This window comes from Novosphingobium sp. SG707 (genome assembly GCF_012275515.1).
Classification (GTDB): domain Bacteria; phylum Pseudomonadota; class Alphaproteobacteria; order Sphingomonadales; family Sphingomonadaceae; genus Novosphingobium.
Map to the genome: position 1 here is coordinate 231,858 of NZ_JAAZQL010000007.1, position 23,912 is coordinate 255,769.

17 protein-coding genes are annotated in these 23,912 nt (G+C 63.9%); 7 read left to right on the forward strand and 10 right to left on the reverse strand.

All coding sequences use genetic code 11. The annotated features are described in order from the left end of the window. The 3 genes from FHW92_RS19320 to FHW92_RS19330 are packed head-to-tail and all read left to right on the forward strand — an operon-like array spanning nucleotide 1 to nucleotide 4,417. On the forward strand, nucleotides 1-630 hold the full coding sequence (locus FHW92_RS19320) for a DUF6250 domain-containing protein (protein ID WP_168604906.1): 630 nt from the start codon (nucleotides 1-3) through the stop codon (nucleotides 628-630). Beyond that, complete coding sequence (locus tag FHW92_RS19325) at nucleotides 627-3,302, forward strand: Tat pathway signal sequence domain protein (protein WP_210428597.1); 2,676 nt, start codon at nucleotides 627-629, stop codon at nucleotides 3,300-3,302. Before FHW92_RS19320 ends, FHW92_RS19325 begins: the two co-directional genes overlap by 4 nt. A 38-nt stretch (nucleotides 3,303-3,340) precedes the next feature. Beyond that, a complete protein-coding gene (locus FHW92_RS19330) occupies nucleotides 3,341-4,417 on the forward strand; it encodes an aldose epimerase family protein (protein WP_246870297.1) in 1,077 nt (358 codons plus the stop codon). Here the strand turns inward: FHW92_RS19330 and FHW92_RS19335 are convergent. Both FHW92_RS19335 and FHW92_RS19340 read right to left on the reverse strand, forming a co-directional pair. After that, nucleotides 4,393-5,595, reverse strand: a complete 1,203-nt coding sequence (locus tag FHW92_RS19335; protein ID WP_349237715.1) for an SGNH/GDSL hydrolase family protein — start codon at nucleotides 5,593-5,595, stop codon at nucleotides 4,393-4,395. The two genes, FHW92_RS19330 and FHW92_RS19335, sit on opposite strands and share 25 nt — an antisense overlap. Continuing rightward, nucleotides 5,592-6,902 carry an oligogalacturonate lyase family protein gene (locus FHW92_RS19340; protein WP_168604910.1) on the reverse strand — a complete coding sequence of 437 codons (1,311 nt, stop codon included), beginning with the start codon at nucleotides 6,900-6,902 and terminating at the stop codon, nucleotides 5,592-5,594. Before FHW92_RS19340 ends, FHW92_RS19335 begins: the two co-directional genes overlap by 4 nt. Before the next feature lie 143 nt (nucleotides 6,903-7,045). Here FHW92_RS19340 and FHW92_RS19345 point away from each other — a divergent pair, with 143 nt between their 5' ends. Both FHW92_RS19345 and FHW92_RS19350 read left to right on the forward strand, forming a co-directional pair. Then, nucleotides 7,046-8,530 carry an MFS transporter gene (locus tag FHW92_RS19345; RefSeq protein WP_168604911.1) on the forward strand — a complete coding sequence of 495 codons (1,485 nt, stop codon included), beginning with the start codon at nucleotides 7,046-7,048 and terminating at the stop codon, nucleotides 8,528-8,530. After that, nucleotides 8,527-9,327 (forward strand): rhamnogalacturonan acetylesterase, encoded by an 801-nt coding sequence (locus FHW92_RS19350; RefSeq protein ID WP_349237716.1) that lies wholly within the window; start codon nucleotides 8,527-8,529, stop codon nucleotides 9,325-9,327. The genes FHW92_RS19345 and FHW92_RS19350 overlap by 4 nt, the downstream gene beginning before the upstream one ends. Nucleotides 9,328-9,391: 64 nt before the next feature. On the opposite strand, the gene FHW92_RS19355 is transcribed toward FHW92_RS19350, so the two are convergent. From FHW92_RS19355 to FHW92_RS19375, 5 genes are all read right to left on the reverse strand, one after another. After that, nucleotides 9,392-10,438, reverse strand: a complete 1,047-nt coding sequence (locus FHW92_RS19355; protein WP_349237718.1) for a glycoside hydrolase family 88 protein — start codon at nucleotides 10,436-10,438, stop codon at nucleotides 9,392-9,394. A gap of 69 nt (nucleotides 10,439-10,507) precedes the next feature. Beyond that, nucleotides 10,508-13,471 (reverse strand): beta-galactosidase, encoded by a 2,964-nt coding sequence (locus tag FHW92_RS19360; protein ID WP_168604913.1) that lies wholly within the window; start codon nucleotides 13,469-13,471, stop codon nucleotides 10,508-10,510. A gap of 11 nt (nucleotides 13,472-13,482) precedes the next feature. Continuing rightward, nucleotides 13,483-13,797: an L-rhamnose mutarotase gene (locus tag FHW92_RS19365; protein ID WP_168604914.1), complete on the reverse strand. Its 315-nt coding sequence runs from the start codon at nucleotides 13,795-13,797 to the stop codon at nucleotides 13,483-13,485. An 85-nt stretch (nucleotides 13,798-13,882) separates the two neighbouring features. Continuing rightward, nucleotides 13,883-15,325 carry a glycoside hydrolase family 28 protein gene (locus FHW92_RS19370; RefSeq protein WP_168604915.1) on the reverse strand — a complete coding sequence of 481 codons (1,443 nt, stop codon included), beginning with the start codon at nucleotides 15,323-15,325 and terminating at the stop codon, nucleotides 13,883-13,885. After that, complete coding sequence (locus FHW92_RS19375; RefSeq protein WP_168604916.1) at nucleotides 15,322-16,866, reverse strand: alpha-L-arabinofuranosidase C-terminal domain-containing protein; 1,545 nt, start codon at nucleotides 16,864-16,866, stop codon at nucleotides 15,322-15,324. The genes FHW92_RS19370 and FHW92_RS19375 overlap by 4 nt, the downstream gene beginning before the upstream one ends. An 87-nt stretch (nucleotides 16,867-16,953) precedes the next feature. Here FHW92_RS19375 and FHW92_RS19380 point away from each other — a divergent pair, with 87 nt between their 5' ends. After that, entirely contained in the window at nucleotides 16,954-18,174 is a 1,221-nt protein-coding gene (locus FHW92_RS19380) for a rhamnogalacturonan acetylesterase (RefSeq protein ID WP_246870284.1), read from the forward strand. Nucleotides 18,175-18,243: 69 nt separating this feature from the next. On the opposite strand, the gene FHW92_RS19385 is transcribed toward FHW92_RS19380, so the two are convergent. Continuing rightward, the gene (locus tag FHW92_RS19385) at nucleotides 18,244-21,174 is read right to left on the reverse strand and encodes a TonB-dependent receptor (protein ID WP_246870285.1); all 2,931 of its coding nucleotides are present in this window, start codon (nucleotides 21,172-21,174) and stop codon (nucleotides 18,244-18,246) included. Between the two features lie 257 nt (nucleotides 21,175-21,431). Between FHW92_RS19385 and FHW92_RS19390 the strand changes: the two genes are divergently transcribed. Then, nucleotides 21,432-22,214, forward strand: a complete 783-nt coding sequence (locus FHW92_RS19390; protein WP_246870286.1) for an IclR family transcriptional regulator — start codon at nucleotides 21,432-21,434, stop codon at nucleotides 22,212-22,214. On the opposite strand, the gene FHW92_RS26255 is transcribed toward FHW92_RS19390, so the two are convergent. Together FHW92_RS26255 and FHW92_RS19400 are read right to left on the reverse strand one after the other, a co-directional pair. Next, nucleotides 22,211-23,593, reverse strand: coding sequence for a glycoside hydrolase family 28 protein (locus tag FHW92_RS26255; protein WP_210428599.1), 1,383 nt, complete (start codon nucleotides 23,591-23,593; stop codon nucleotides 22,211-22,213). The genes FHW92_RS19390 and FHW92_RS26255 overlap by 4 nt on opposite strands. A gap of 64 nt (nucleotides 23,594-23,657) precedes the next feature. Then, nucleotides 23,658-23,912: FCD domain-containing protein (locus FHW92_RS19400; protein WP_168604918.1), on the reverse strand; the 255-nt coding region annotated here is incomplete at its 5' end.

A 23,912-nucleotide genomic window follows, 5' to 3' on the forward strand; every position in this document is an offset into this window, starting at 1 on the left:
GTGAGATGTCCTCTCCTGCTCTGCGCCGCCTGTTGTCTGCCGGGCGTGGCCGATGCACGCCCGGCAGACTGGCGTATCGAGGCAGAGGCCCCGGCCCACATTGCCTTCTCGCATGGTGGCATCGAAATCGACACGCCGCAGGGCCTGACACTGTGGTATCGCCGCCGCCTTTCGGGCGCGGTGCGCATCAGTTTTGACGCCATGGCCATCGCCCATGGCGGCCCCAATGACACGGTCAGCGACCTCAACGCCTTCTGGATGGCGCGCGAGAAGGACGGCTCCGATCCAGCCCCCCGTTCCGGCCGGTTCGAGGATTACGACACCCTGCAAACCTATTACGTGGGCATCGGCGGCAATCGCAACACCACCACCCGCCTGCGCCGCTATGTGGCGACGCCGAGGGTGCGCCCGCTGCTGCCCGAGCATGACCGGGGCGATGCGCGCCTTGCGCCGGGCCGCTGGACGCATATCACCCTGATGGCGGACGCGCGCACCATCGCCGTAGACCGCGACGGATCTCGCCTCTTCACCCTGACCGACCCTGCCCCCTACACATCCGGCTGGTTTGGCCTGCGCACCACATGGAGCCACTGGGCCTTCCGCCATATCAGCATAAAGGCTCAACGATGATGATCCGCCGCGATGCCCTCAAACTGGCCAGCCTGATCCCCGCCGCTGCATTGGCCCCGCGCCTTGGCCATGCCGCGCCCGCGCCTTCCCCGGCACCGGCGCATTGGCTGGAGGGTCGTCCGGCCATGGATCTGGGCCATAGTTTCGGCGTGGCATGGCCTCGCGGGGCGGTGTCGCGGCGCTCGGGCTTTACGCTGGCCGCAGGCGGCGCGGCCCTCCCGGCGCAAAGCTGGCCCACCGCCTTCTGGCCCGATGGCTCGATCAAATGGAGCGCCCATGCCCTGCCCGCCAGCATGGGCGATGCCGTGCCCGATGGCATCACCGTGGCCCCCGGCGCGCCCGGCCCCGCCCCCGCCGACCCGATCCGCATGGAACAGGGCGCCGATGGCATACGCGTCACCTGCGCCGGGGTGACATGGGATTTCGCCAAATCGGGCAATGCCCTGATCCGCTCGGCCAGCATCGGCGGGCGCGCGGTGATGGGGCCGGTCTCGCTGGTGGGCCAGATGGGCGGAGCCTTTGCCGCCACGGTCACGCGCCTCAGCCTTGAGCAAAACGGCCCGGTGCGCGCGGTCATCAAGGTCGAGGGCGTCCACCGGCAAGGGCAAAGCGCCACCCTGCCCTTCACCCTGCGTTTCTACGCCTATGCCGGGGCGCGGCATCTGCGCATCGTTCACAGCTTTATCTATGACGGCGATCCGGCGCGCGATGCGATTGCCGCGCTGGGCCTGTCGGTGACGGTGCCGATGCGCGATGCGCCCCATGATCGCCATATCCGCATAGCCAGCGATGGCACCCTGTTTGCCGAGGCCGTCCGCCCGCTGACGGGCCTGCGCCGCGATCCGGGCGCTGCCTTCCGCGCCGCGCAAATCGCGGGCCGCGCCACGCCGCCCATCGCGCAAATGGCCCCGGCGGTGCGTGACAAATTGCAGTACATCCCCACATGGTCCGACTTCTGGCTGGAACAGGCCAATGCCGACGGGTTCCGCATCGAAAAGCGGACCGAGGCGAACATGGCATGGGTGGCCTCGGCATCGGGCCATCGCGCGCCGGGCCTTGCCTATGTCGGCGGGCCGAGCGGCGGCGCGGCCATTGCCCAGCGCTGGTTCTGGCAGACCTGCCCAAGCGCCTTGTCGGTGCGCGATGCCGCCTCTGACACCGCCCATCTCACCGCATGGCTGTGGAGCCCGCGCGCCGAACCGATGGATCTGCGCCCTTGGCGCGGGGTCAACGGGATGGAGTCCTATGACGCGCAAAATCAGGGCCTCGACATCACCTATGAGGATTACGAACCCGGCTGGGGCAGCGCGACCGGCATTGCCAAGACGCATGAGCTGACGCTCTGGGCCTGTGAGGCGACGCCCGAGAATGCTATGATTGAGACAATGGCGGCCGCCAATGCCGCCTCGCCCCGGATGATGGCCGCGCCAGAGCATCTGAACAAGGCGGGCGTGTTTGGTGACTGGTCCCTGCCGGACCGCTCCAGCCGTAACCGCGCGATTGTCGAGGATCAGCTCGAACGCCTCGTCGATTTCTATGCGGGCGAAGTGGACCGGCGCGGCTGGTATGGCTTCTGGAACCATGGCGACATCATGCACACCTATGACGCCGACCGGCATCAGTGGCGCTATGACATCGGCGGCTTTGCATGGGACAACAGCGAGTTATCGCCCGACCTTTGGCTGTGGTATCAGGCTTTGCGCACCGGGGCGGCCCAACCCTTCCGTCTGGCCGAGGCGATGACGCGCCACACCAGCGAGGTCGACACCTATCACCTTGGCCGCTTCAAGGGGCTGGGCACGCGCCACGGGGTGCAGCATTGGGGCGACAGTTCGAAGCAGCCGCGCGTGTCCAATGCCATCTATCGCCGGATCTATTTTTACCTCACCGCCGATGATCGGGTGGGCGATCTGATCGCCGATCTGGTGGACAGCGACCGGACGCTGGACCATGTGGAAATCGGCCGCAAGGTGCCGGGTGCGAAACCCTATGCCGGGCCCAAGGGCACGTTCGAGATGGGTTTCGGCCCCAGTTGGACGGCCGTGGTGGGCGCCTGGCTGACCCAGTGGGAGCGCACTGGCGACACCCAATGGCGCGACCGGATCGCGGCGGGGATGCAGAGTATCGGGGCGATGAAATATGGCTGGCTGGTGGGCGGCGCGCCCTATGATCCGGCGACACATCGCTTTCTGGGCAAAGGCGACACGATCGGCATCAGCCATCTCTCCTCCGTCTTCGGCGCAACCGAGATCAATGCCGAGATCATCAGCCTGATCGACATTCCCGCCTATGCGCAGGCGTGGGTCACGTTCTGCCAATGGTACAATGCGCCCAAGCCCGATTTCCTCGCCAAATTCGGTCCGCCCTTTGGCGCGCGCAATCTGCGTGAGGCCTATTCGCGCATGACCGCCTATGCGGCGCGTGCGCGGCATGACCGAGGCTTGATGGGTCGCGCGGTGGAGGAATTCTTCTCCGGCGATGAAGGGCTTGGCACATGGGATCATGATCCGCGCGTGCATCTGGGCAATCAGGTCGAATGGCCGCGCCTGTCCACCAATGCCGCCGCGCAATGGGGGCTGGCCGCGATCCAGATGCTGGCTCTGGCCGGGCCGGAAATCGACTCTGCCCATATCCCCGCCCATCGCAACAGCCCGCAGGAACCACGCCATTGAGGATCGCGCTGGCTCTGCTGCTCACGGCCTCGCCCGCGATGGCGGCAACCGCGCGGGTGGAGGATGGCGGTGCGCTGGCCGGTGGGCGGCATGTGGCGGCCATCGTGCTGAGCAATGGCGCAGTGTCGGCGCGGATATTGGCCTATGGCGCCACGCTGCAAAGCCTGATCGCGCCGGATCGCCATGGGCGCCGCGCCGATATCGTCTTGGGCCATGACAGCGCCGCCGAATACGAGGCGCATCAGGATTATCTGGGCGCCACCGTGGGCCGCTATGCCAACCGGATCGCCGGAGCGGAATTTGCGCTGGATGGCGTGACCTATCATCTGCGGCGCAATGGCGCGGGGCCGAATTCGGTGCATGGCGGCGGGCTGGGTTTCGATCGGCAGGTGTTCGACGTGGCCGAGGTGCATGACGGCAAGGACGCGATGGTCCGCCTGACCCACACCAGCCCCGATGGCGACAGCGGCTATCCGGGGGAGCTGCGGGTTTCCGTCACCTATCGGCTGGATGCCAAAGGCGCGCTGACCATCCGGTTTGAGGCGGCCACCACCCGGCCCACCATCGTCAACATCACCAACCATGCGCTGTTCAACCTGTCGGGCGAAGGCACGGGGCGGGCGGCCACCATGGCGCGGCTGATGATCCCGGCCAGCCGTATGGTGCCGGTGGCGCAGGGCAATCTGCCCACGGGAGAGTTACGCGATGTGCGCGAGACGGCGTTTGATTTCCGGCACCCGCGTTTGATCGATGCCGCGATCCGCGACGGCCATGATGCGCAAATCGTGCAGGCGCGCGGATATGATCACAGTTTCATGCTGGATGCGGGGCTGACCGCCCTGCCCCATCTGGCCGCGCGTATGACGGATGCCGCATCAGGCCGCTGGCTGGAAATGTGGACCACCCAGCCCTCGGTCCAGCTTTATACTGGCAATTATTTCGACGGCAGCAAACCGGGCAAAGCTGGACATTTGTATCGCATGGGCGACGGTGTGGCACTGGAGCCGGGACTGCCGCCTGATACGCCGCATTTCCCGCAATTCGGGTCGGCCCGCGTTGATCCGGGCCGACCTTATGTGCATGTGATGGTCTATCGCGTGGGCGTCCTGCCCTGACGCAGCAGCGCCAAAGGCACAGCATCGGCCATCGCGGCAAAGCCCTTGTCATTGGGGTGCAGATGGTCGCCTGAACCATACACCGGCTTCATCACCAGCGGATCGACCTTGTCCCGCATCACCGCGTCCAGATCGACCATGCCGTCGCTCCGCTTCTGCTCGCGGATCCATGTGTTGATCTTCTGGCGCTGCGTCTCGCCCCATTCGGACCAATAGCCCGCGCCCTTATAGGGCAGGATCGTGGCGAGGATGATCTTGATCCCATGATCATGCGCGCGGATGATCATCTGACGATAGGCGTTGATCACGGCCTCGGTGTCGAAACTCTCATGCCGCTTTTCGCGCCATGCCGCGCCAATGTCATTGACGCCCTCCAGCACGATCACATGGCTGGCGCCGGGAATGGCCAGCACATCGCGGTCAAACCGGGCCAGCGCATTAAGCCCCGCCCCATCGGCCAGCATCCGGTTGCCCGAAATGCCGACATTGGCCACGCCCATGTTCAGGCCCGATTTTTGCAGACGCGCGGCAAATTGATCGGGCCAGCGCAGATCCGAATCAACCGTGGCCCGCACGCCATCGGTGATCGAATCGCCAAAGGTGACGATGGTGCGCAAAGGCGTCTTGGCCCCCACATCGACGCCGGAAATGACAAAACGCCGCTCGACCGTGGCGGCCTCGGACAATTCGGGCTTTTCCACCTGATCGCCGGGCGCCAGTTGCGTCTTTGCCGCGCCAAAGGAATGGAATGCGCCCAGCACCTGTCCCGGCGCGACATGGAAAGTCACTGCGATCCGGCTCAGAGGTTTGACCGGCATACGCAGCCAGTCGCTGATCATCGGCGCATGGGCCGGGATGGTCACGCCGGGCCGCCCGCCAAAGCTGATGCTGCGGGTACTGCCGGGGATCACCGCTCCGCGCGCATCGACCAGCGCCACGGCGAAATGGTCGATGGTCAAAGCGCTCGCGCTGTCCTGATTGTCCAGCACAAGGCGCAGCCGGTCTCCGCCCGCCGACAGGCGCAGGACCTGGCGCACAGTGGCGTCCGCAATCGAGGGCGGCGCATTGGGTGCGTCCGCCGCCGGGGCCGCCTGCATCGCCACGCCCCAGCTTCGCGCCACGCTCGCATGGGCCGAAGCGCTGGTCAGCAGCGCGGCCAGCAGCAAAGCGCCCTTCACTTGGCGGTTTCCACCGCATAGGTGTGGGTGGTTCCTTCGAAATTCGCGCGGAAAATGATCCATTTGCCATCCGGGGTAAAGGTCATGTTGGGTTCGGTCTTGTAATTGTTGCCGCGCATATCGACCAGCTTTTCCTGATCGAAGGTGCCCGGCACAATCAGCTTGTCCGCGTCGGCGGTCGGGATTTCGGCATCGTCGGGGATCATGCGCGGGGTAAACAGATAGAGATATTTGCCATCGGGCGCATGGGCCACCATCTCGCTGTCTCCGCCATCGCCGGTGAAGAGTTTGAGGTCCGGCGACTGGTTGTAATGCACCGACCACTGGTTGCGTTCCAGATGATACCAGGTCCGTTTGCCGGTCCGCACATTATAGCCCGCCAGCCAGAACACCTGGCCCCGAGGCGTTTGCAGATCGTACCAAATCGTCTCGCCATCGGGGCTGAAGAACTCATGGCCCGCAATCTCATTGTTCATGGTGCGGGTGTGGACCAGTTTTTTGCCGGTGCCATCGGTGCGGATGGTCCAGATCCGGTCCACCTCATGCCAAGGCCCTTCGTGACAATACATGATGAGGCCCGGATCGGTGGGCGAGAATTGCACATGGTTGAGCCAGTCATTGCTGGCCACGATGGTCTTGCGCTCACCGGTGACGAGGTTCTGGGTAAAGACCTCCATCGGGAAACCGGCCTTCAACCGGCGGTGCAGCGAGCGAGTTTTTGCATCGGCATAGGTGTAGGGCGTGCCGTCGGGCCGGTTTTCGGCATAGGTGTTGCCGCCCGGAACCGCATTGTTGCCCTGATCCGCGCGGACCAGCGTGCCGTCCGGGTTCACCTTGGCGGGGGGCAAAGTATATTGGCCCAGCAGCAGTGTTTCATCGGCATTGATCGAGCCGATCGAGCCGCCCGCCACATCGGCCACCTTCTTGGCCTTGCCGGTGTCCACATCCACCGCATAGACCTGAAACGCGCCGCCCGCATCGTCGCGCGCGCGGGTGGCGTAATAGGCGTTGCGGCTGATATGGCCGGTAAAAAGCAGGTTAAGATGCGGCCCGGGCACCAGCAATTTGATCGACCAGTCCGAGAGCGTGACAACGCTGATCCCGTCGGGGGTCTTGATGACCATCTTGTCGCCCTTGGGGGTAAAGGCGCTTTGCGTGAAATAGAGATTGGAGGTTCCGCCCTGAGTGCTGATGCGCACAATGCGGTGGCCGGTGGCGGGGTCGATCCATTCTTTGGCCGGTTTGGCCAGCGCCGGGGTGGCCAGAACAGAAGCAGCCAGCAGACCCGTCAAAAGGCGGAAACGCATCCGAAAATCTCCCATGAATCGGTGCGGCGCTATGATTGCCGCTTGTCGATGCGGTTTTACATAGTATAAACGCAGTCCACAATATGAATAATTGCGCCGCATGGTGATACGCCATTCCGGCCCCAAGGGAAAAGGAAGGCGTGATGGCGCAACCGGCGGCAAGACCGGTCCGTTTGGTCAATTACCTGGCCTATGGCGCGAATGACGTGCTGGGCGCGGGGTCGATGGCGGTGATCTCGGCATGGGTGCTGATCTTCTACACGCGGTTCTGCGGATTATCCGCCGGACAGGCCGCGCTGATCTTTGCCGTGGCGCGTATCCTCGACGCCTTTGTCTCGCCCACGATCGGGCATATTTCGGACCATTTCGACCGGCACGCGCTGGGGCGGCGGTTCGGGCGGCGGCGGTTTTTCGTGCTGGCGGCGATCCCCCTGCTGCCAACATTCGCGCTGATGTGGCTGCCGGGTCAAACCTTCTGGTATTACCTTGTTTCCTATGTGCTTTTCGAACTGACCTATGCGCTGGAGATCATCCCCTATGAAACGCTGGCCGCCGAAATGGCCAGCGACTTTGCCACCAAGGCCAAGTTTGCCGGGGTGCGCATTCTGTTTGCGCAAGGGTCGGCGATTCTCGCCGGTTTCCTGCCGCTCTGGCTGATCAACTGGCTGGGGCGCGACAGTGCGAACACGTTCCTCATCATGGGGGCGATCTTTGCCGCGCTGTTCATGGCGACGGCGGGCTTCCTCTATGCCTTCAGTTGGGAACGCCAGCGCCCCACGCCGCCCAAGCCCGCCGCCGGATCCCCGCTGCTGCATCTGTGGCGCAATCTGTCGTCCACCTTGCGCATTCGGGCGTTCCGGCTGCATCTGGGCATGTATCTGGGCGGATATATCTCGCAGGACATTTTCAACGCGGCTTTCACCTTCTTCGTGATCTTTGCGCTGGCCGGATCGACGCAGGCGGCCTCCGCCCTGCTGGGCACGATGTATATTGTGCAATTGGGCGCGGTGATGCTGGCCATCCGCATGGCGCTGCGCTCCAGCCCCGCGCTGGCCTATCGCATGGCGGCGGCGTGTTTCGCGCTGGGCGTGGCGGCGCTGCTGGCGCTGTGGTGGGCGGGGCTGCCTGCCGCATCGGGGTGGATCTGGATCGGCATGGGGCTGGTGGGCCTCGGGCGCGGGGCGCTCAATTACATCCCGTGGGCCACCTACAATTACATGGCCGATGTGGATGAGATCGTCACCGGTCGCCGCCGCGAAGGCTCCTTTGCGGGCGTGATGACTTTTATCCGCAAGGCCACGCAGGCCGCCGCCGTGGCGCTGGTGGGCCTGTTGATGGATGCGGGCGGTTTCGTGCCCAAGGCGGACGTACAGAGCCATGGCGCGGTGCTGACGCTGGTGCTGGTGATGGGCATCGGCACATGGGCGATGCTGGGCTTTGGCATCGCCGTCTCGCGCCGCTTCCGCCTCAGCCGCGCCACGCATGACGTGCTGATGGGCGAGATCGAACATTTGCGCGGCGGCGGGCGCGAGCCGACCAGTCCCCATGCGCGCGAAGTGGTTCAGGACCTGACAGGCTGGGAATACGAAAGCCTGTGGGGCAACAATCCGGTGGGAGGAAAATTGTGAAGCATCTCTTGCTGCTGGCTGCGGCCAGCCTGTCTGTCGCCGCCACGCCCAAGCCGGCGCCAAAGCCCGAACCGGCGCGCATCCTGATCGCGGGGGATTCCACGGTCCAGACCTATGCGCCCGAACGATACCCTCAAGGCGGCTGGGGCCAATTCCTCGCCTGCGGCCTGTCGGGCGATGCGGTGGTGGTCAATCGCGCCATCGGCGGTCGCTCGACCAAAAGCTTCATCAACGAGGGCCGCTGGGACCGGATGATGGGCGAGATCCGCGCGGGCGACACCGTGCTGATCCAGTTCGGCCATAATGACGCCACCAAGGCCAAGCCGGAGCGCTTTGCCGATCCGGCGATGTATCGCGACAATCTGCTACGCTTCATTTGGGAAACGCGCGGGGCTAGGGCTTTTCCCGTGCTGGTGACGCCGGTGGCGCGGCGGTCGTTTGACGCGGCGGGCAAGGCGCGGGCCGATTTTGCCGAATATTCCGCCGTGATGCGCGAACTGGCCGCCACGACTCAAACGCCGCTGATCGACCTTGAGGGCGCCTCGCGCAATCTGCTCGACCGGATGGGGGCGGATAAGGCGGTGGTCTATTATATGAACCTTGCGCCGGGGGCCTACCCCGCCTTTGCCGCCGGGCTGAAGGATGACACGCATTTTACAGAACTGGGCGCGCGGACCATGGCCGATCTGGTGGCCGAGCAATTGGCGGGCCTGTCCGTGCCCGCCGCGAAAGCCGTGTTGGCGCAGCGGCCCGATCTGGAGCGTGAGACGCCGCTGGGTAAATACGCCTGCCATTGATGGGCCAAACAAAAGGGGCGGCGGGCCAGATCAGGTCCGCCGCCCCTTTTTTTCGTCCGGCTACTTACCGCCGGTGCAGCGCCTCGGCCAAAGCGCAGATCGCGAGGCTTTGCCCATAGGGCATCGAGGTCAGCGCAATATCCTTATAGAACTGCATCGTATCGCCCATCGCCGTGCCGAAAGACACCTGCGTCAATTCGCCATCCGCGTTGATATGGTCGATCACACCCTGCACCGCTTTAAGGCCCACCGCCTCATAGCTTTCGTCCAGCAGACCCATGCGCACAGCCTTGAGGATACCATAGGCAAAGCCCGCCGTGGCCGAGGCTTCCAGATAGGAGGTCGGGTCCATCACCAGCGTATGCCACAGACCATTCTCCGCCTGCGTCGCGGCCAAAGTCTTGACCTGTGCGGCCAGCGTATCGACGAGGAAGGTGCGGAAAGCATCGCCTTCGGGCAGCCCAAGCAATTCGATGATTTCGGGAATGGCAATCGTGATCCAGCAATTGCCCCGCGCCCACAGCGCGCCCGCGAAATTGTGCCGCCCGTTGAAATCCCAGCCGTGGAACCACAGGCCGGTCTTGGTATCGAAGAGATATTTGATATGCACGAGGAACTGGCGCTTGGCCTCCTCGACATAATCGGGGCGATCCAGCAGCAGGCCAAAACGCGCCAGCGGCAGAACCGACATCATCAGCGTGTCATCCCACATCTCGCCGGGGTTTTCGTCATTATAGACGATGTGCTGAAAACCGCCCTCCTCGGTCTTGGGCAGGCCGTCGGGCGCCATCAGCCAGTCGGCCCATTCCTGAATCTGGGCCAGCCAGTCGGCATTCGGCTCGCGCTCATAAAGGTAGGAGAGCGTAAGGAAGGGCGAGACGGTGTTGATGTTCTTGGTCGTGCCGCGCGGCAATTGGTCGGCAAACCACTGGCGGATGATGGTCAGCGCCTTGTCATCGCCGGTCTGCTGATAATAGCGCCACATGCCGAACAGGCCGATGCCATGGGTCCATTCCCAACCGTTCCAGCCCTTGGTGTCGATCACGCGGCCATCCTCGAGCCGCAGCAGGAATTCGCCGGTTTCATCATGGATCGAAACCAGATTGTCCATCAGACGATGGATCAGCCCGATCAGATCGGAACGTGCAGGAAGAGTTGCGGACACACTATTCTCCATGGATCAACGGATGGGCGCAAGGCCGGCGGGGGCGGCAACCTGCGCCACCTCCAGCCCGCCGCGGCGATTTTGCATTGTGACGAGGCGCACATTCTCGAGCGCATTGGCCGGTGCGCCGTCGCTGGTGACGGCAAGGGCGATGCTGTTGGCCCCGTGATGGTTGAGGATGCCCTCGGGGATCGGGAAGATCCGCTGCGGCCCGACATGGGCGATGAATTGCCCCATGTTCCAGCCATTGACGAAGATCAGCACCCGGTACTGGGCCGATGAACGCGGCCGCGCGGTATCGCCAAAGGCCAGGCCGATGGTGGCGTCCTGTCCGCGCGGAACATTGAGCGTGACATGGGTGCGATACCAGTTCGTGCCCGCCGATCCCTGCGGCAGAGCGGCCCCGGTGGCGCGCCACGCATGATCGTCAAAACCGGGCAGATGCCAGCCCATGCGCTCGCCATATTGGCCGCCATTGTTGGGCGTGCCGCGCGCGCGGTCGGTGAAATCCTCGCCGCCGCTGCGGCCCTGTATCCGCCAGTTGAGCGGCACGGCAAAGGCAGGCCCCGTCAGCGGTTCGAGCGAGGCGGCGATCAGGCCCCGCCCCTCCTTATGCTCGTCCATCGCGGTCAGGTCCCAGTTATGGCCATTGTTGCGCACCATGACGGACAGGACATGATCGCCGGGCGTCCGCGACGCATCGGGCATCGCAATCGTGATATTGCCCGTGGTGATCGGGCGCGGCATGGCGGCGGGCAGGTCCTGCTGGCCGATCAGGCGGCTATCGAGGAACACCTGCACCATCCCCGCCCCGCCCGCGCCATAGGTCAGGCTGAGACGCTGGGCCTGCGGATCGCCGCTGAAATGGGCGCGATACCAGACATCGCCCTCGTGGAAACCATAGGGGTCCATGGTCAGCGTGGGCTGGCCTGCGGGCTTTTGGCTTTGCGTGGCATCGGCGCGGCGGTCGATGGTCTGCCATGCGCTGTCGTCGAAAGCGGGGCTGGCCTCGGGCGTGCCCTCGGCCATGCGCCAGTCGGTCAGCGCGGGCAGCGCGATGGGGGCCGGGCCGGGAAGAGGCGCGATGGATTCAAACGATCCGCCCGCCGCAGGCCGCATGGCCACCGGGGCGCCATTCCAGGTGATGCGCGATTGCCGGGTCCATACGCGCAAAGAAGCGGGAGCGGCAGTATCGCCGGTCAGCGCCAGCGCACCGCCCTTGGCCCGCGCATGGCGCACCAGCGCAGGCCCGCAGGCCAGTACGCCATCGGCATCCCAGCAAGCCCCGCCCGCCGCATCATCGCCCAGCAGCAGGCTCAGCGCAGGCCGCCCGCCCCCGCTGATCTCGACCGTGGAGAGCGCGCCATGGGTGTAATCCAGCGTCAGATCGCCGCGCGCCGCATCCCAAGAGACGGCGACCCCATCAGGCGCCTTGATCGTGGGCTTGGCGCTGTAGCGCAGCACGGTCCGTCCGCCCTCACCCGCGCGGCCGATTAGCAGCAGCAGGCCGTTCTGCGCGGTCTGGATCTGGCTGGTCGTGTAAACCAACCGCTGCCCCGCGACATTAGCCCCGGCCACGATCCATTTCGCATCATAGCCGTTCAGCCGGATCTGAGGCATCTGATAATGCCCGTCGGGCAGATCGGCGGCAAAGGTAAAGCTGGTGTCCTGCGTCAGATGCCCCGGCTGATGCGCGGCCAGGATCAGGCGCGCGTCCGTCTCCGGGCTGCGGTTGTGATAGAGCCGGATGGCGTCCGAAGATGGCGTCAATTTGTCCGCCGGGACCATCGCGGCAATCTCGGGCAAGGCCGCAAGAGTGCCGCCGATGGGCTTCAAGGCCAAGGCTTTTTCGCGCAGGGATCGGTCCTCGGCAATGGCTGCGCCATAGTCATAGGAGGTGAACACCACCGGCGCGGGCAGCCAGCCCCATGAGGTGCCGCCATAGCCCATATAGATGCTTTGCAACCCGATGCCGTTGACGAAATTCGTGCCGTAAAACAGGCGGCCATAGCCCGGCCCCGTCTGTCCCGCATTGCAGGCATAGATCCCGTCCGAACCCCAATAGTCGAACCAGCCCCCGCCGATTTCCGCCATAAAGCCCGGTGTGTCGGGCGAGGCCGACGCCCCGCCCTTGGCCCCGCCAATGCCGTAATAGCCCCAATCGGGCGCGCCATTGGCGCGCGCAATCTTGCCCTGCGCGGTGCAGGTGCCGCCCGGATAGCCATCGAAGGCATACATATCGACCGGGCCATGGACCACGCCCGGCACGGGCGATCCATCGGGCGCCCAATTACCATTGCGGCCCGGATCATTGTGGAAAATCGGCACGGTGATGCCGTGGCTGCGCGTCACGGCATAGAGATGGTCCATATAGCGGCGATGGGCCGGGCTGGTCTGCGAAAGTTCGTTTTCGATCTGATGCAGGATGACGGGGCCTTTGCCATCATTGATCTGATGGCGCGCAACAATGCCGTCGATGGCCGCCAGCCATTCATCCGCCGCCTTCAGATATTCCGGATCATCGGTCCGCGCCCTCGCCCGTTGGTTGTTCAGCCAGCCGGGAAAGCCGCCCCGCGCCAGCTCCGCGTTCACATAGGGGCCAACGCGGGTGATGACATAAAGCCCCTCCTCGCCGGCCATGGTGATGGCGCGTTCCATGTCGCGGATGCCGGTGAAATCCAGCTCACCTTGCTTGGGGCTGTGATAACCCCAGTCGAAATAGAAGGTGACGGTGTTGAACCCGCTGGCCTTGATCTTTTGCAGGACATCGCGCCACAGATCGGGGCTGGGCAGGCGATAGGGGTGAAATTCGGCGGCCCAGATCGGTGTGCGTTGCCCATCGATCATCAGCGAGCGGCCATCGAAGGATACGCGACCGAAGGTCTTGACCGGAGCCTTGAGATTGACCGTCGGACGCGCTTCCTGCGCGAGAGCGGGGGCCGCGATCAGAGCCGCGCCAACCAATAAAAGAGAACGCATCGCCACCCCCATCAGGCCATGTGAAACATTGGCACGAGCGGCCATTCGCGCGGGCGATTGTCGGGCTCGACCTCCATCAGCGGCGCCATCGCGGCCCACCACAGTTTCATCACCGGCTCATTGGGCAGGCTCTCGCGCCTGTTCTCCTCGGCAAGCCTCAGCACCGCAAAGAGCGCCAGCGTGTCCTCATCCAGAAAGATCGAATAGTCGCTGATCCCGGCCTGGCGCAGCAGATCGACCAGCTCGGGCCAGATCTCGTCATGGCGGCGGCGATATTCATCGACCATGCCGGGTTTCAATTGCATCCGGAATGCGAACCTTTGCACTGGCCTCTCCAAAATCCCGCATTATGCACGTTTGTTGCTTATTGTGATACACGCAGGACGGATCGCCGTCAATCGCCCAAATGGGTCAGGCGGGCGGCCAATGCGGCATTTCCCGCAGATTCAGGCCCTGCGCATCACGCAAGATCACCGGGGGTCGCGCATCATCCCCGGCATGGCGCGCGGCGAAACGCTCGACGGTCACATCCTGAACATCGCGCATCCACAGCGCCCAAGCGGGCAGCACGCCAAACATGCTGGGTTCGGGATAGGCATCGGGCACCAGCGGAGGCTGGCGGGCGGCATCCTGCGCCGTACCGCCACCATCGAAACTCAGGTCCATGTCGCGCAAAGCCACCTGCTGCACCGGATGACCGGGCAGGCCCGCGATGATCACAGGAAATTCATGGGCGATCCCGGTGGCGCGAATATCGCTGATCTCCACCCGGCGCAGCGCCCCGATCCGCGTCCCCTCCGGCCCGCGCAGCCGCGCGCCCAGACGCAGGAAGATCGGGGCAGTAGTCACCTCGCGCATGGTCAGGCGGTGGGCGGTAATGTCCTCGACCGTGGCGCCGTCAACGCATTCGATGGCCAATCCCCGGCTGCGTTCGAAATGGCAATCCTCGATGGTCACGCGGCGAATATCGCCATTGGTTTCGGTGCCGATCTTGATGCGGCCCGTCACCCGGTCGCGGTCGGGGGCGAATTGCTGCGTCCGCCCGAGTGTGCCATCCAGCATCGTGCCAAGGTCATAGCCCGAGACCGTGCAATGGCGGATCGCAATATCCTCCGATGGCGCCAGCCGCCCAAGACCGAGGCTGGTTTTCACCACGATGGCGTCATCATTGGGGCTGTTCACCCGGCAATGTTCGACCACGCAGCGGCGCACGCAATCGAGGTCGATCCCGTCCCGCTCGGTGTCGATGGACAGGTGGCGGATCGCCATGTCCTCGCACCCGGTGGCGAGGATGGCGAAATGCCCGCCCCCCGCAATGGTAAAGCCCGAAAGTTCGACATTGCGGCATTCGCGAAAGGCCATCGCCTTGTTGCCCAGCCCGCGCATCGCGGCATGGCTCTGCTCAAGCGCGCCGACTTCGGCCTCGCTCATCGCCGCCATGGAGAGCGGCCTTTCGCCCGCCTGCGCGCGCCAGAGCGAGCCGGGGCCGTTGCGGGTCAGGCCCCGCCCTTCGATCCGGCCGGGGCCGGTGATGGCGATATCCTGCGCGCCGATGGCCCAGATCAGGCTGTTGCGCCAATGGCTGTGGCCGAAATCCTGATAGAGTTGCGGGCCATTGTCCTCGGGCAGGTCATAGGCGCCGCCGTGGCGCGCCGGGTCCGCCGCCTCGATCACTGCGCCCTGCCCCAGATGCAGCCGGACGCCGGAAAGCAGACGGATCGAGAAGCATAGGAAGCGCCCGACGGGCAATTCCACCACCCCGCCGCCACGCTGATGCGCGGCGGCGATGGCGGCATTGATCGCGCCATGGGCAAGGCTGCGCCCATCGGCAAAAGCGCCCAGATCCGCGATCACGGCAGGTCCAGCACGACCAGCGATTTGGCGGGCAGATCGACCAGCAACTTGCCCTCACGCAGGCTCGCCCCGGTAAACGCCACCGGATGCACCCGCGCGCCATTGGCAAAATCATTCACATCCTGAACCCGGTCCGAAGTCAGGATGCGGCCCGTCACGCTAGTAGATTTGATGCCCGAGAGCGCGATTTCGAGATGCTGCGGCTTGCCCGGATCAATGTTGACGAGGGCCACATGCACAGTGCCGTCCTTGCCCCGAGCCGCCGCGCCATGCAGCGCGGGCGACACCCATTCATCGCGCCCGTACCACAGTTTGGGCAGATCAAGCGGCAGAGCGGTTGCATCCTGAAAACCGCGATACATGTCGAACACATGATAGGTGGGCGTCAGCACCATCTGCGCATCCTTGGTCAGGATCATCGACTGGAGGACGTTCACCATCTGGGCGATATTGGTCATGCGCACGCGGTCGGCATGGCGGATGAACAGGTTGATGTTCACCCCCGCCAGCAAGGCATCGCGCAGGCTGTTCTGCTGATAGAGGAAACCCGGATTGGTGCCCGGCTCCACATCGGTCCAGATGCCCCATTCATCCACGGCCAGATTGACGCGCTTGGCCGGGTCATATTTGTCCATGACGGCGGAGTGCCTGGTCAGCAGTTCCTCCATCTTCCACGTCTTGGCCATGGTGCGGGCATAGTCGGTTTCGTTGAAATCCGTGGCCGATCCCTTGCCCTTCCAATCCCCCGGCACGGTGTAATAATGCAGGCCGATGCCGTTGATCAGGCCCCCCGCCTCGCGCATCATCACCTCGGTCCAGTTGTAATCGGGACCATTGGCGCCGCTGGCGATCTTCTGGATCTTGGTGCCAAAAGGCACTTTGACGAAAGTGGCATAACGGCGCGTGACATCGGCGGCATAGTCGGCCTTCATATTGCCGCCGCAGCCCCAGAGTTCATTGCCGATGCCGAAATAGGGCAGCTTCCACGGCTCCTTGCGCCCATTACGCGCGCGTTCATCGGCCAGAGTGCCTTGCGGAGCGGTGATATATTGCACCCACTCCTCCATCTCCCCGGCGGGCGCGCTGCCCACATTGCCCGAGACATAGGCTTCGGCCCCGATCAGCTCGGCAAAGTCCATGAATTCATGCGTGCCGAATGTGTTGGGCTCGGTCACGCCGCCCCAATGGGTGTTGATCTTGACCGGGCGCTTGGCGCGCGGACCGATCCCGTCGCGCCAATGATATTCGTCAGCAAAGCACCCGCCCGGCCAGCGCACCAGCGGCACATGCAGCGCCCGCAGCGCCTCGACCACATCGCGGCGATAGCCCTTGATATTGGGAATTTTCGATTCCGGCCCAACCCAAATGCCGCCATAAATGCCATAGCCAAGATGTTCGGCAAACTGGCTGAAAATGCGCGGATCAATGGTGGCCCCCGGCGCTTCGCCATGCAGGGCGGCAGGGGTTTGCGCGTGAAGCAGGGGCGCGGCGCAAAGCGACAAGGCGGCGGATGCCAGAAGTTGGCTCAATCGACGAATCATGGTCTCTCCCTGACCTTTATGCTACGTACATTGTGAGAATAGATTTCACATATAGAAAATCAAGATGGGTTAGGAGATGTTTGTTCCATGGCACGTTTATCCCTGCTTCTGGCTGCAATGGGCGCCAGCGCGATGACCCCTGTGGCTCACGCGCAAACCGCGCGCGTATGGCGTCTCGATGGTCCGGCACACAGCGGGGAAAGCACGATTGCGCCCGGCGCGCCCTATGCCCCCGGTGTTGGCGGCTATGAGAGCGATGGCGCCCTCTCCCTGCCTCTGCCCGAGGGCAATTGGCGCATCACGCTCGATCTGGGCAGCGACAAAAGCGCAGGCCAAACGACGGTTAAGGCCGAGAACCGCCGCCTGATGGTGCTGAACGCCGCAACCGCGCGGGGGCAAAGCGCGACGCGGCGCTTTATTGTCCATGTTCACAATGCGGGCCTTGGCGCGGTGCCCGAAAATGCGCCGGGAGGCGACCACGTCCGCCTGCGCCCCGATCAGGCATCTCAGCGCAATTGGGATGACCGGCTGACGCTGGAATTCCTCGGCACGCCCGCCGTGCGATCCGTCACGGTTGAACCCGCGCAGGGGCCGACCATCTTCCTCGTCGGCGATTCCATGGTGGCCGACCATCCGCGTGAACCCACGGCCAGTTGGGGCCAGATCCTGCCGCTGATGCTGGATGATAGGGTGGCGGTGGCCAATTATGCCGAGAGCGGGGCGACGCTCAAATCCTTCCTCGCCGACCTGCGGCTGGACAAGGTGCTGAGTCTCATTAAACCGGGCGATTATCTGTTCATCCAGTTTGGCCATAATGACCAGAAGGTCCAATGGCCCCAGACCTATGCCGAGGCGGGCACGACCTATCGCGCCTACCTCGACGCCTATATCGCCGAGGCGCGGCGGCGCGGGGCGACGCCCGTTCTGGTCACCAGTCCGGAGCGGCGCAATTTCGATGCGCGCGGGCGGATCGTCCCTTCGCTGGGCGATTATCCGGCGGTGATGCGGGAGATGGCGGCGCAGATGCACATCCCCCTGATCGACCTCAACCGCGCCAGCGTCACCCTCTATGAAGCGCTGGGGCCGGATCGCGCTCCGGCCATGTTCAATGACCAGGGCCGCGACAAAACGCATTATAACGCCTGGGGCGCCTGGATGAGCGCGCGCATCATCGCCGATGGCATCCGCGCCGCCATTCCTGCTCTGGCCCCGCATATCACATCGGCCCCTTTCGATCCGGCCCGCCCGGAAAATGTCGTCATCCCGCCCAGTCCGCTGGTTTCTTCGCAACGCCCGCTGGGGAACTAAAAAAAGGGGCCGCCGGATGCCTCGTCCGGCGGCCCTGAAACACGCGGGGGAGCGTGTAGGGAGGAACTGTTAGAACTTGGCGTTGACGCCCACGGTGATCGTGCGGCCGGTGCGGGTGTTGAACAAAGGATCCTGACGGCCGCTGTCGATATAAAGCGTGTTATGCTCGTCGGTCAGGTTCTGGCCTTCGATGGTGAACTTTATGTCCTTCATCAGATTGTAGCTGAACGAAGCGTCCACAAAGGTGGTCGCGCTGTTGCCCAGAATGTCGCTGTCATTCGCGCCCGAGGGGATCTGGCGGATAAAGGGGCCGCGATAGTTGATCGTGCCGCGAATGCTGAACTTGCGGTTTTCATAATAGAGCGTCCCGCTGGCCGTATCGGGCGACATGTTGACCAGATTGGCCGTGGTCGACAGCGTGGCCGCGCCGCCGCTCGATTGCAGCACGTAATTCACCTTGGACGAGACATGGGTGTAATTGGCCAGCAGGCCAAAGTCCTTGGCAAAGCCGCGCAGGAAGGTGAAGGGCAGTTGCAGATTGACCTCGACCCCATTGAGCGGTCCGCCCTTGGTGTTGACCGAGCGCGTCACAGTGAACAGATCGGTCGGTTGCGTGCCCGCCGCGGTCAGCAGCGAATTGGGCAGGCCCAGCGTGTTATAGGGCACAAGGCTGCTGACCGACTGGATATAGGTGCTGATATCCTTGTGGAAATAGGCAACCGAGAGCAGCGAACCGGGGCGGAAATACCATTCCAGCGCAGCGTCATAGGTGCTCGCGCGGATCGGATCGAGATAGGGGTTGCCGATGGTGGCCGTGCGCGTGACGGCATTGACCGACCCGCCAGAGGGCAGCACGCCCAGTTCGGGGCGGCTCATCACCTTGGCGGCGGAAAGGCGGCCCAGCAGGTGCGGCGTGAATTCCAGCACCAGATTGGCCGAGGGCAGCCAGTCGCTGTACGAACGATCGACAATCGCCGGGATCGCCACCGTGGGATAGGCCGATCCAGCCGCAGCGGTGGTGGGAATATAGCCGACCGTGTGCTGGGACGTGTTGACGAAGCGCACGCCCACGTCGCCCCGGATTGGGATCGGCAGCGTGTCGGGCAGGTTGAACTGGCCCATCAGGAAGGCCGACTTTTCCTCTTCGCGCACTTCGGGCGAGCCATTGCCGCATTCCACGCCGCAGAAGGTGAAATTGTTGAAGCCGACCGTCTGCTTCCACTTGTCGATATCGGTGGCAAGGAAGCTGGGCAGCGCACCGGGGATCAGCAGATTGTTGAGGCCCGTGATCTGATAGGTGAAATCGGCCACCGAGGCCCCGGCGGGCAGCGCCGTGGTCGCCTGATTGGCCGGGGCCACGCCCAGCACGCGGTTCCTGAACGCGCTCTGGCGATATTGCAGCCCGCCCTTGATCTTGAAGGCGTCGCTGAATTCATAGGTGGAATTGGCTTCGAACGTATAATTGTCGGTCGTCACCTTCCAGTTGCGCGTGTTGAAATTGCCCAGCACGGTGCCGTCGGCGCGGCCGGGCGCATAATTGAAATTGGCAGGGTTCGCCACGTCGATGCCATATTTCATGACCGGGATCGAACCGCCGCCACGGAAATCAATGCCAAATCCGGGCGTGTCGATCGCATCCAGATTGACCGTCAGGCGCTCTGGGTTGTCAAAGATCGACTTGGAATAGCCCGCCATAATGTCGATGGTCAGATGGTCGGTGAACTTGTGGTGGATATTCAGATTGGCCTGACCGAAAGTGGTGGTGAATTTGTCGCGCAGGCTTTCCGAGCGCAGGTCCACCCCGTTGAACAGGCCATAGAGCAGCGAACCATTGGGCTTGACCGACAGATCGACCACCGAGGTCATCGGCTGCCCATTGTTGCTGGCATTGCGGGCAAAGGAGAGCGCATCGATGTAATTGTCCCAACGCGTGACCTTATAACGCGAGAACAGCGCGTCGAAGGTGATTTCGGTATTGTCGTCGGGCTTCCATTGCAGGGCCAGCGAGCCACCCATGCGCTCGGCATCCTGGCGCGAATTGAGATAGCGCGGGATGCGCGGCAGGAACACGCCGCCGCCCGCCTGACCCGAGGGGCCGGTCATCGACTGGATCAGATTATAGGCCGCCGTGCTGCCTGTGCGGGGATTGCCAGTCGAACAATTGGCCGCATCCGTGCCCTTGGCCGCATTGGTGGCCGGGTTCTGCGGGGCATAGCCGATGGGCGAACAGAAGCCGCCATTCACATAGGTGGGCAGAATGTTGACTGCCGAATAGCCCACTTCGCGGATGTTGCGATGGCTGTAGCTGGCCGTGGCGAGCACGCCGAAAGTGCCCTCCTCATTCTGCTTGGACAACAGCACCGATATGCGCGGATCAAGCTTTTTGCTCACCTCGTTCCACACGCCCTTGGCCGAAATGGTGGCGACAAAGCTCTTCTTGAAATCCAGCGGATGCGGGGCCTTCAGGTCCACCGTAGCGCCCAGCGAGCCTTCCTCGACATCGGCCGAGGGCGTCTTGCGCACGGCCAGTTCGGAGAAGATTTCGGTCGGGAAGACGTTGAAGTCAAAGCTGCGGCCCGTGTTGCCCGCGCCGTAAATGTCGGAGGAGCCGGTTTGCGCGGTGCCTTCCATGCCGTTCAGGCGGACGCGGGTGAAGCCCGGCCCGAGGCCGCGCACCGAGATGTTCTTGCCCTCGCCGCCATCGCCGCGGGCCAGTGCGATGCCCGGCACGCGCTGCATGGATTCGGCAAGGTTTGAGTCGGGAAACTTGCCGACGTCCTCCGCCTTGATGGTGTCGATGGCGGCGGCCGACGCGCGCTTTTCATTCAGTGCGGCGGCCAGCGAGGTACGGAACCCGGTGACGATGATCGTCTGCTCGTCGCCCTTGGCAGGCGCGGGCGTCGCGGGTGCCTGAGCCTGCGCCCCGGCGGCAAGCCCCGCCACGATGATCGCCAGCCCCGAAGCCGCCAGACGCAATTGTGCTGCTGAAATCTGCCCCAAAGTTCCCTCCATAATCCCATTTGCGGGCCTTGCCTCGGCTTGCCGCTGATGCAGCGCCGGGCTTCCCGTTAGGGCGATGGATAAGTCCGATATATGGGCACGTCAATGCATATGTTGCACGATAATTTCACATTGCGGGATTATTGCGTGAATTCTCACGGAAATCCGCCCCTGTTGTATTTTGCACACACCGCGCCGGCGTTTCACATTGCGCACACATCCATTGCTTTCGCGGCAAAAGGATCTAAAAGCAGTCCATGGCCGACGATGACACCCAGGAAACCACCCCGGACAGCAACACCGTAAAGGGCGCGCAAACGCTGATGCGCGCGCTCGACATTCTGGACGAGGTGATCGACGGGCCGATCCGCGCGGTCGATCTGGCGCGCAAGCTGGGCATGAACCGCACCACCGCGCATCGTCTGGCCCATGCGCTGCGCACGCGCGACTATCTGGCCGTGACGCCCGACGGCTTTGCGCTGGGGCCCAAACTGCTGCAACTGGGCGTGCTGGCCAGCGAGCAGACCGATTATGTCCGCATCGCCCGCCCCCGCATGGAGGCGCTTTCGGCCCAGACCGGCTTTTGCGTCTTCATCGGCAATCGCGAGGGCAACTGGTCGCGCCATCTCGAACGCGTGACCGGGCGTCAGCGGCTGCGCGTGGCCACCGCGCCGGGCGACCGCCGCCCGATCGCCGAGACCGGCCTTGGCAAGGCGCTGATGCTGGATGACAGCGAGGCGAGCTGGAAAAAGCTTTGGAAACAGGCCCATTCCGACAGCGGCACCGAGGCCGATCTGGACGATTTCCTGAAGCGGATGCGCGGATACAAGGAAGAAGGCCTTGTGCGCCATGACAGCGAATTGGGCGACGGCGTGCGCTCCATCGCCGCCCCGGTGCGCAATGCGCGCGGCGCGATTTGCGTTGCCATCAGCATCGCCAGCGCCGCCCATTATCTGACCGATGACATCGCCGGAGAGCTGGCCGACAAGGTCAAGCAATGCGCCGACGATGTCAGCGCGGCGATTGGCTGGCGGCCCTAACCATCGGAAAAACCGGCAACATTGTCGAGCGTGGTCCCGGCCGCGCCGCCAATGGCAATGTCGGACAGCGTAACATCGCGCACCGGCGCCTCGCGCTCGGCCTTGATGTTCACGCGAAAGCCAGCGCTCGCCACCTTGACCCCCGAAACATGCACGCCCTCAATCGGCGTCAACCGGCGCTGATAGGTGGGCAGCAGCGTGCGCCACTGATAAAGCACATCGGTCTCGATCGAGAGCACCCCGCCCTTGATCGGCCCGGCGGCAATATTCGTCATATGGATCCCGCGCACAAATCCGCCGCGCCGCTCATTGGTCTTGATATAGAGCAGGTTGTTGAAATCGCTGTTGGTTTCGCCCCGTGCCTCCTGAAACACGCGGCATTGATCGACCCAGACATTCTCCACCCCGCCCGATAATTCGCTGCCGATGGCCATCAACTGATGCCCATTGCGCACATGGCATCGCCGCACGACAATGTTGCGCGCAGGCGTAGCCAGGCGCCACGCATCATCCTCCCGCCCCGATTTGACCGAGACGGCATCGTCGCCCTGATCGAAGCGGCAATCCTCGATCAACACGTTCTGGCTCATTTCGGGGTCGCAGCCGTCATTGTTATGCCCCCGCGCGCGGATATTGGCGCGGCGCAGCACGACATCGCGCGAGAGATAGAGATGGACGGTCCAGAAAGGACTGTTTTCAATCGAAACATCCTCGATCAACGCATGACGGCAGCGGTTGAACTGGATGAATTGCGGGCGCAGATGGGCCTCGCCCTTGGTCATGTCGCGCTGATTGGTCGGAATGCCCGCGCGCGCCATCTGGTAAAGCGCGATCAACGCGTCGAGATGCGCCTTGGGCCGCCCCGCCCATTGCTGCCACACATCCATGCGTGCCTGCACCTTGCCGTGCCCGGAAATGGCAATGTTTTCGCAGTCATAGGCATAGATCAGCGGGGCGTGATTCATGCATTCCACCCCCTCCCAACTGCTGGACACCGGGGGCAGATAATCGGCCGGATCGGGTGAAAAGAGCAGCACGGCCCCCTCCTCCAGATGCAGATCGACATGGCTGAGCAGGCGGATGCCGCCCACATCCCACGTCCCGGCGGGAACGACAACGCGCCCGCCCCGCGCCTTGCTGGCCGCCGCAATGGCATGGGCTATGGCCCGTGTGTTGCGGCGGCGATCCTCTGGCCGTGCGCCGAAACGGGTGATCGGAAAGCGGGGCGCCGACGTGAAATCCGGCACCGCAATCGGCTCCATCGGAAACGGCGCCTTGATGCTCACCTGCTCCATGCGCAGCGCGGGGGCCGCAGCCCCGGTCAGCAAAGGCGCCAAGGCCAGCCCCGCGATGGCTTCACGCCGGTTGGGATGCGTCACAAATCCTCCGATATATGAAATTATTATCCATATATCGTACAATCACCCCACCCAAATGCAACGCTCAACTGGTAGCTTTGGTATATCGATCCCTGCGCGCTTGAGATGCGCGGCGTGCTTCGGCGATGGCCTTTTCCTCGGTGGCGAAGAGGAGGCTGTCGAGGACGGAGGCGAGATGGGTGCGCATGGCCGTGCGGGCGGCGGCGGGATCGCGGGCGCGCAGCGCTTCGAGCACGGCGGTGTGCTCTTCGACCACGGGCTTGATGTTGGCGCTGCGGGCCTTTTCGTGCAGCAGCGCGCTTTCGGGCGAATCCGCGCG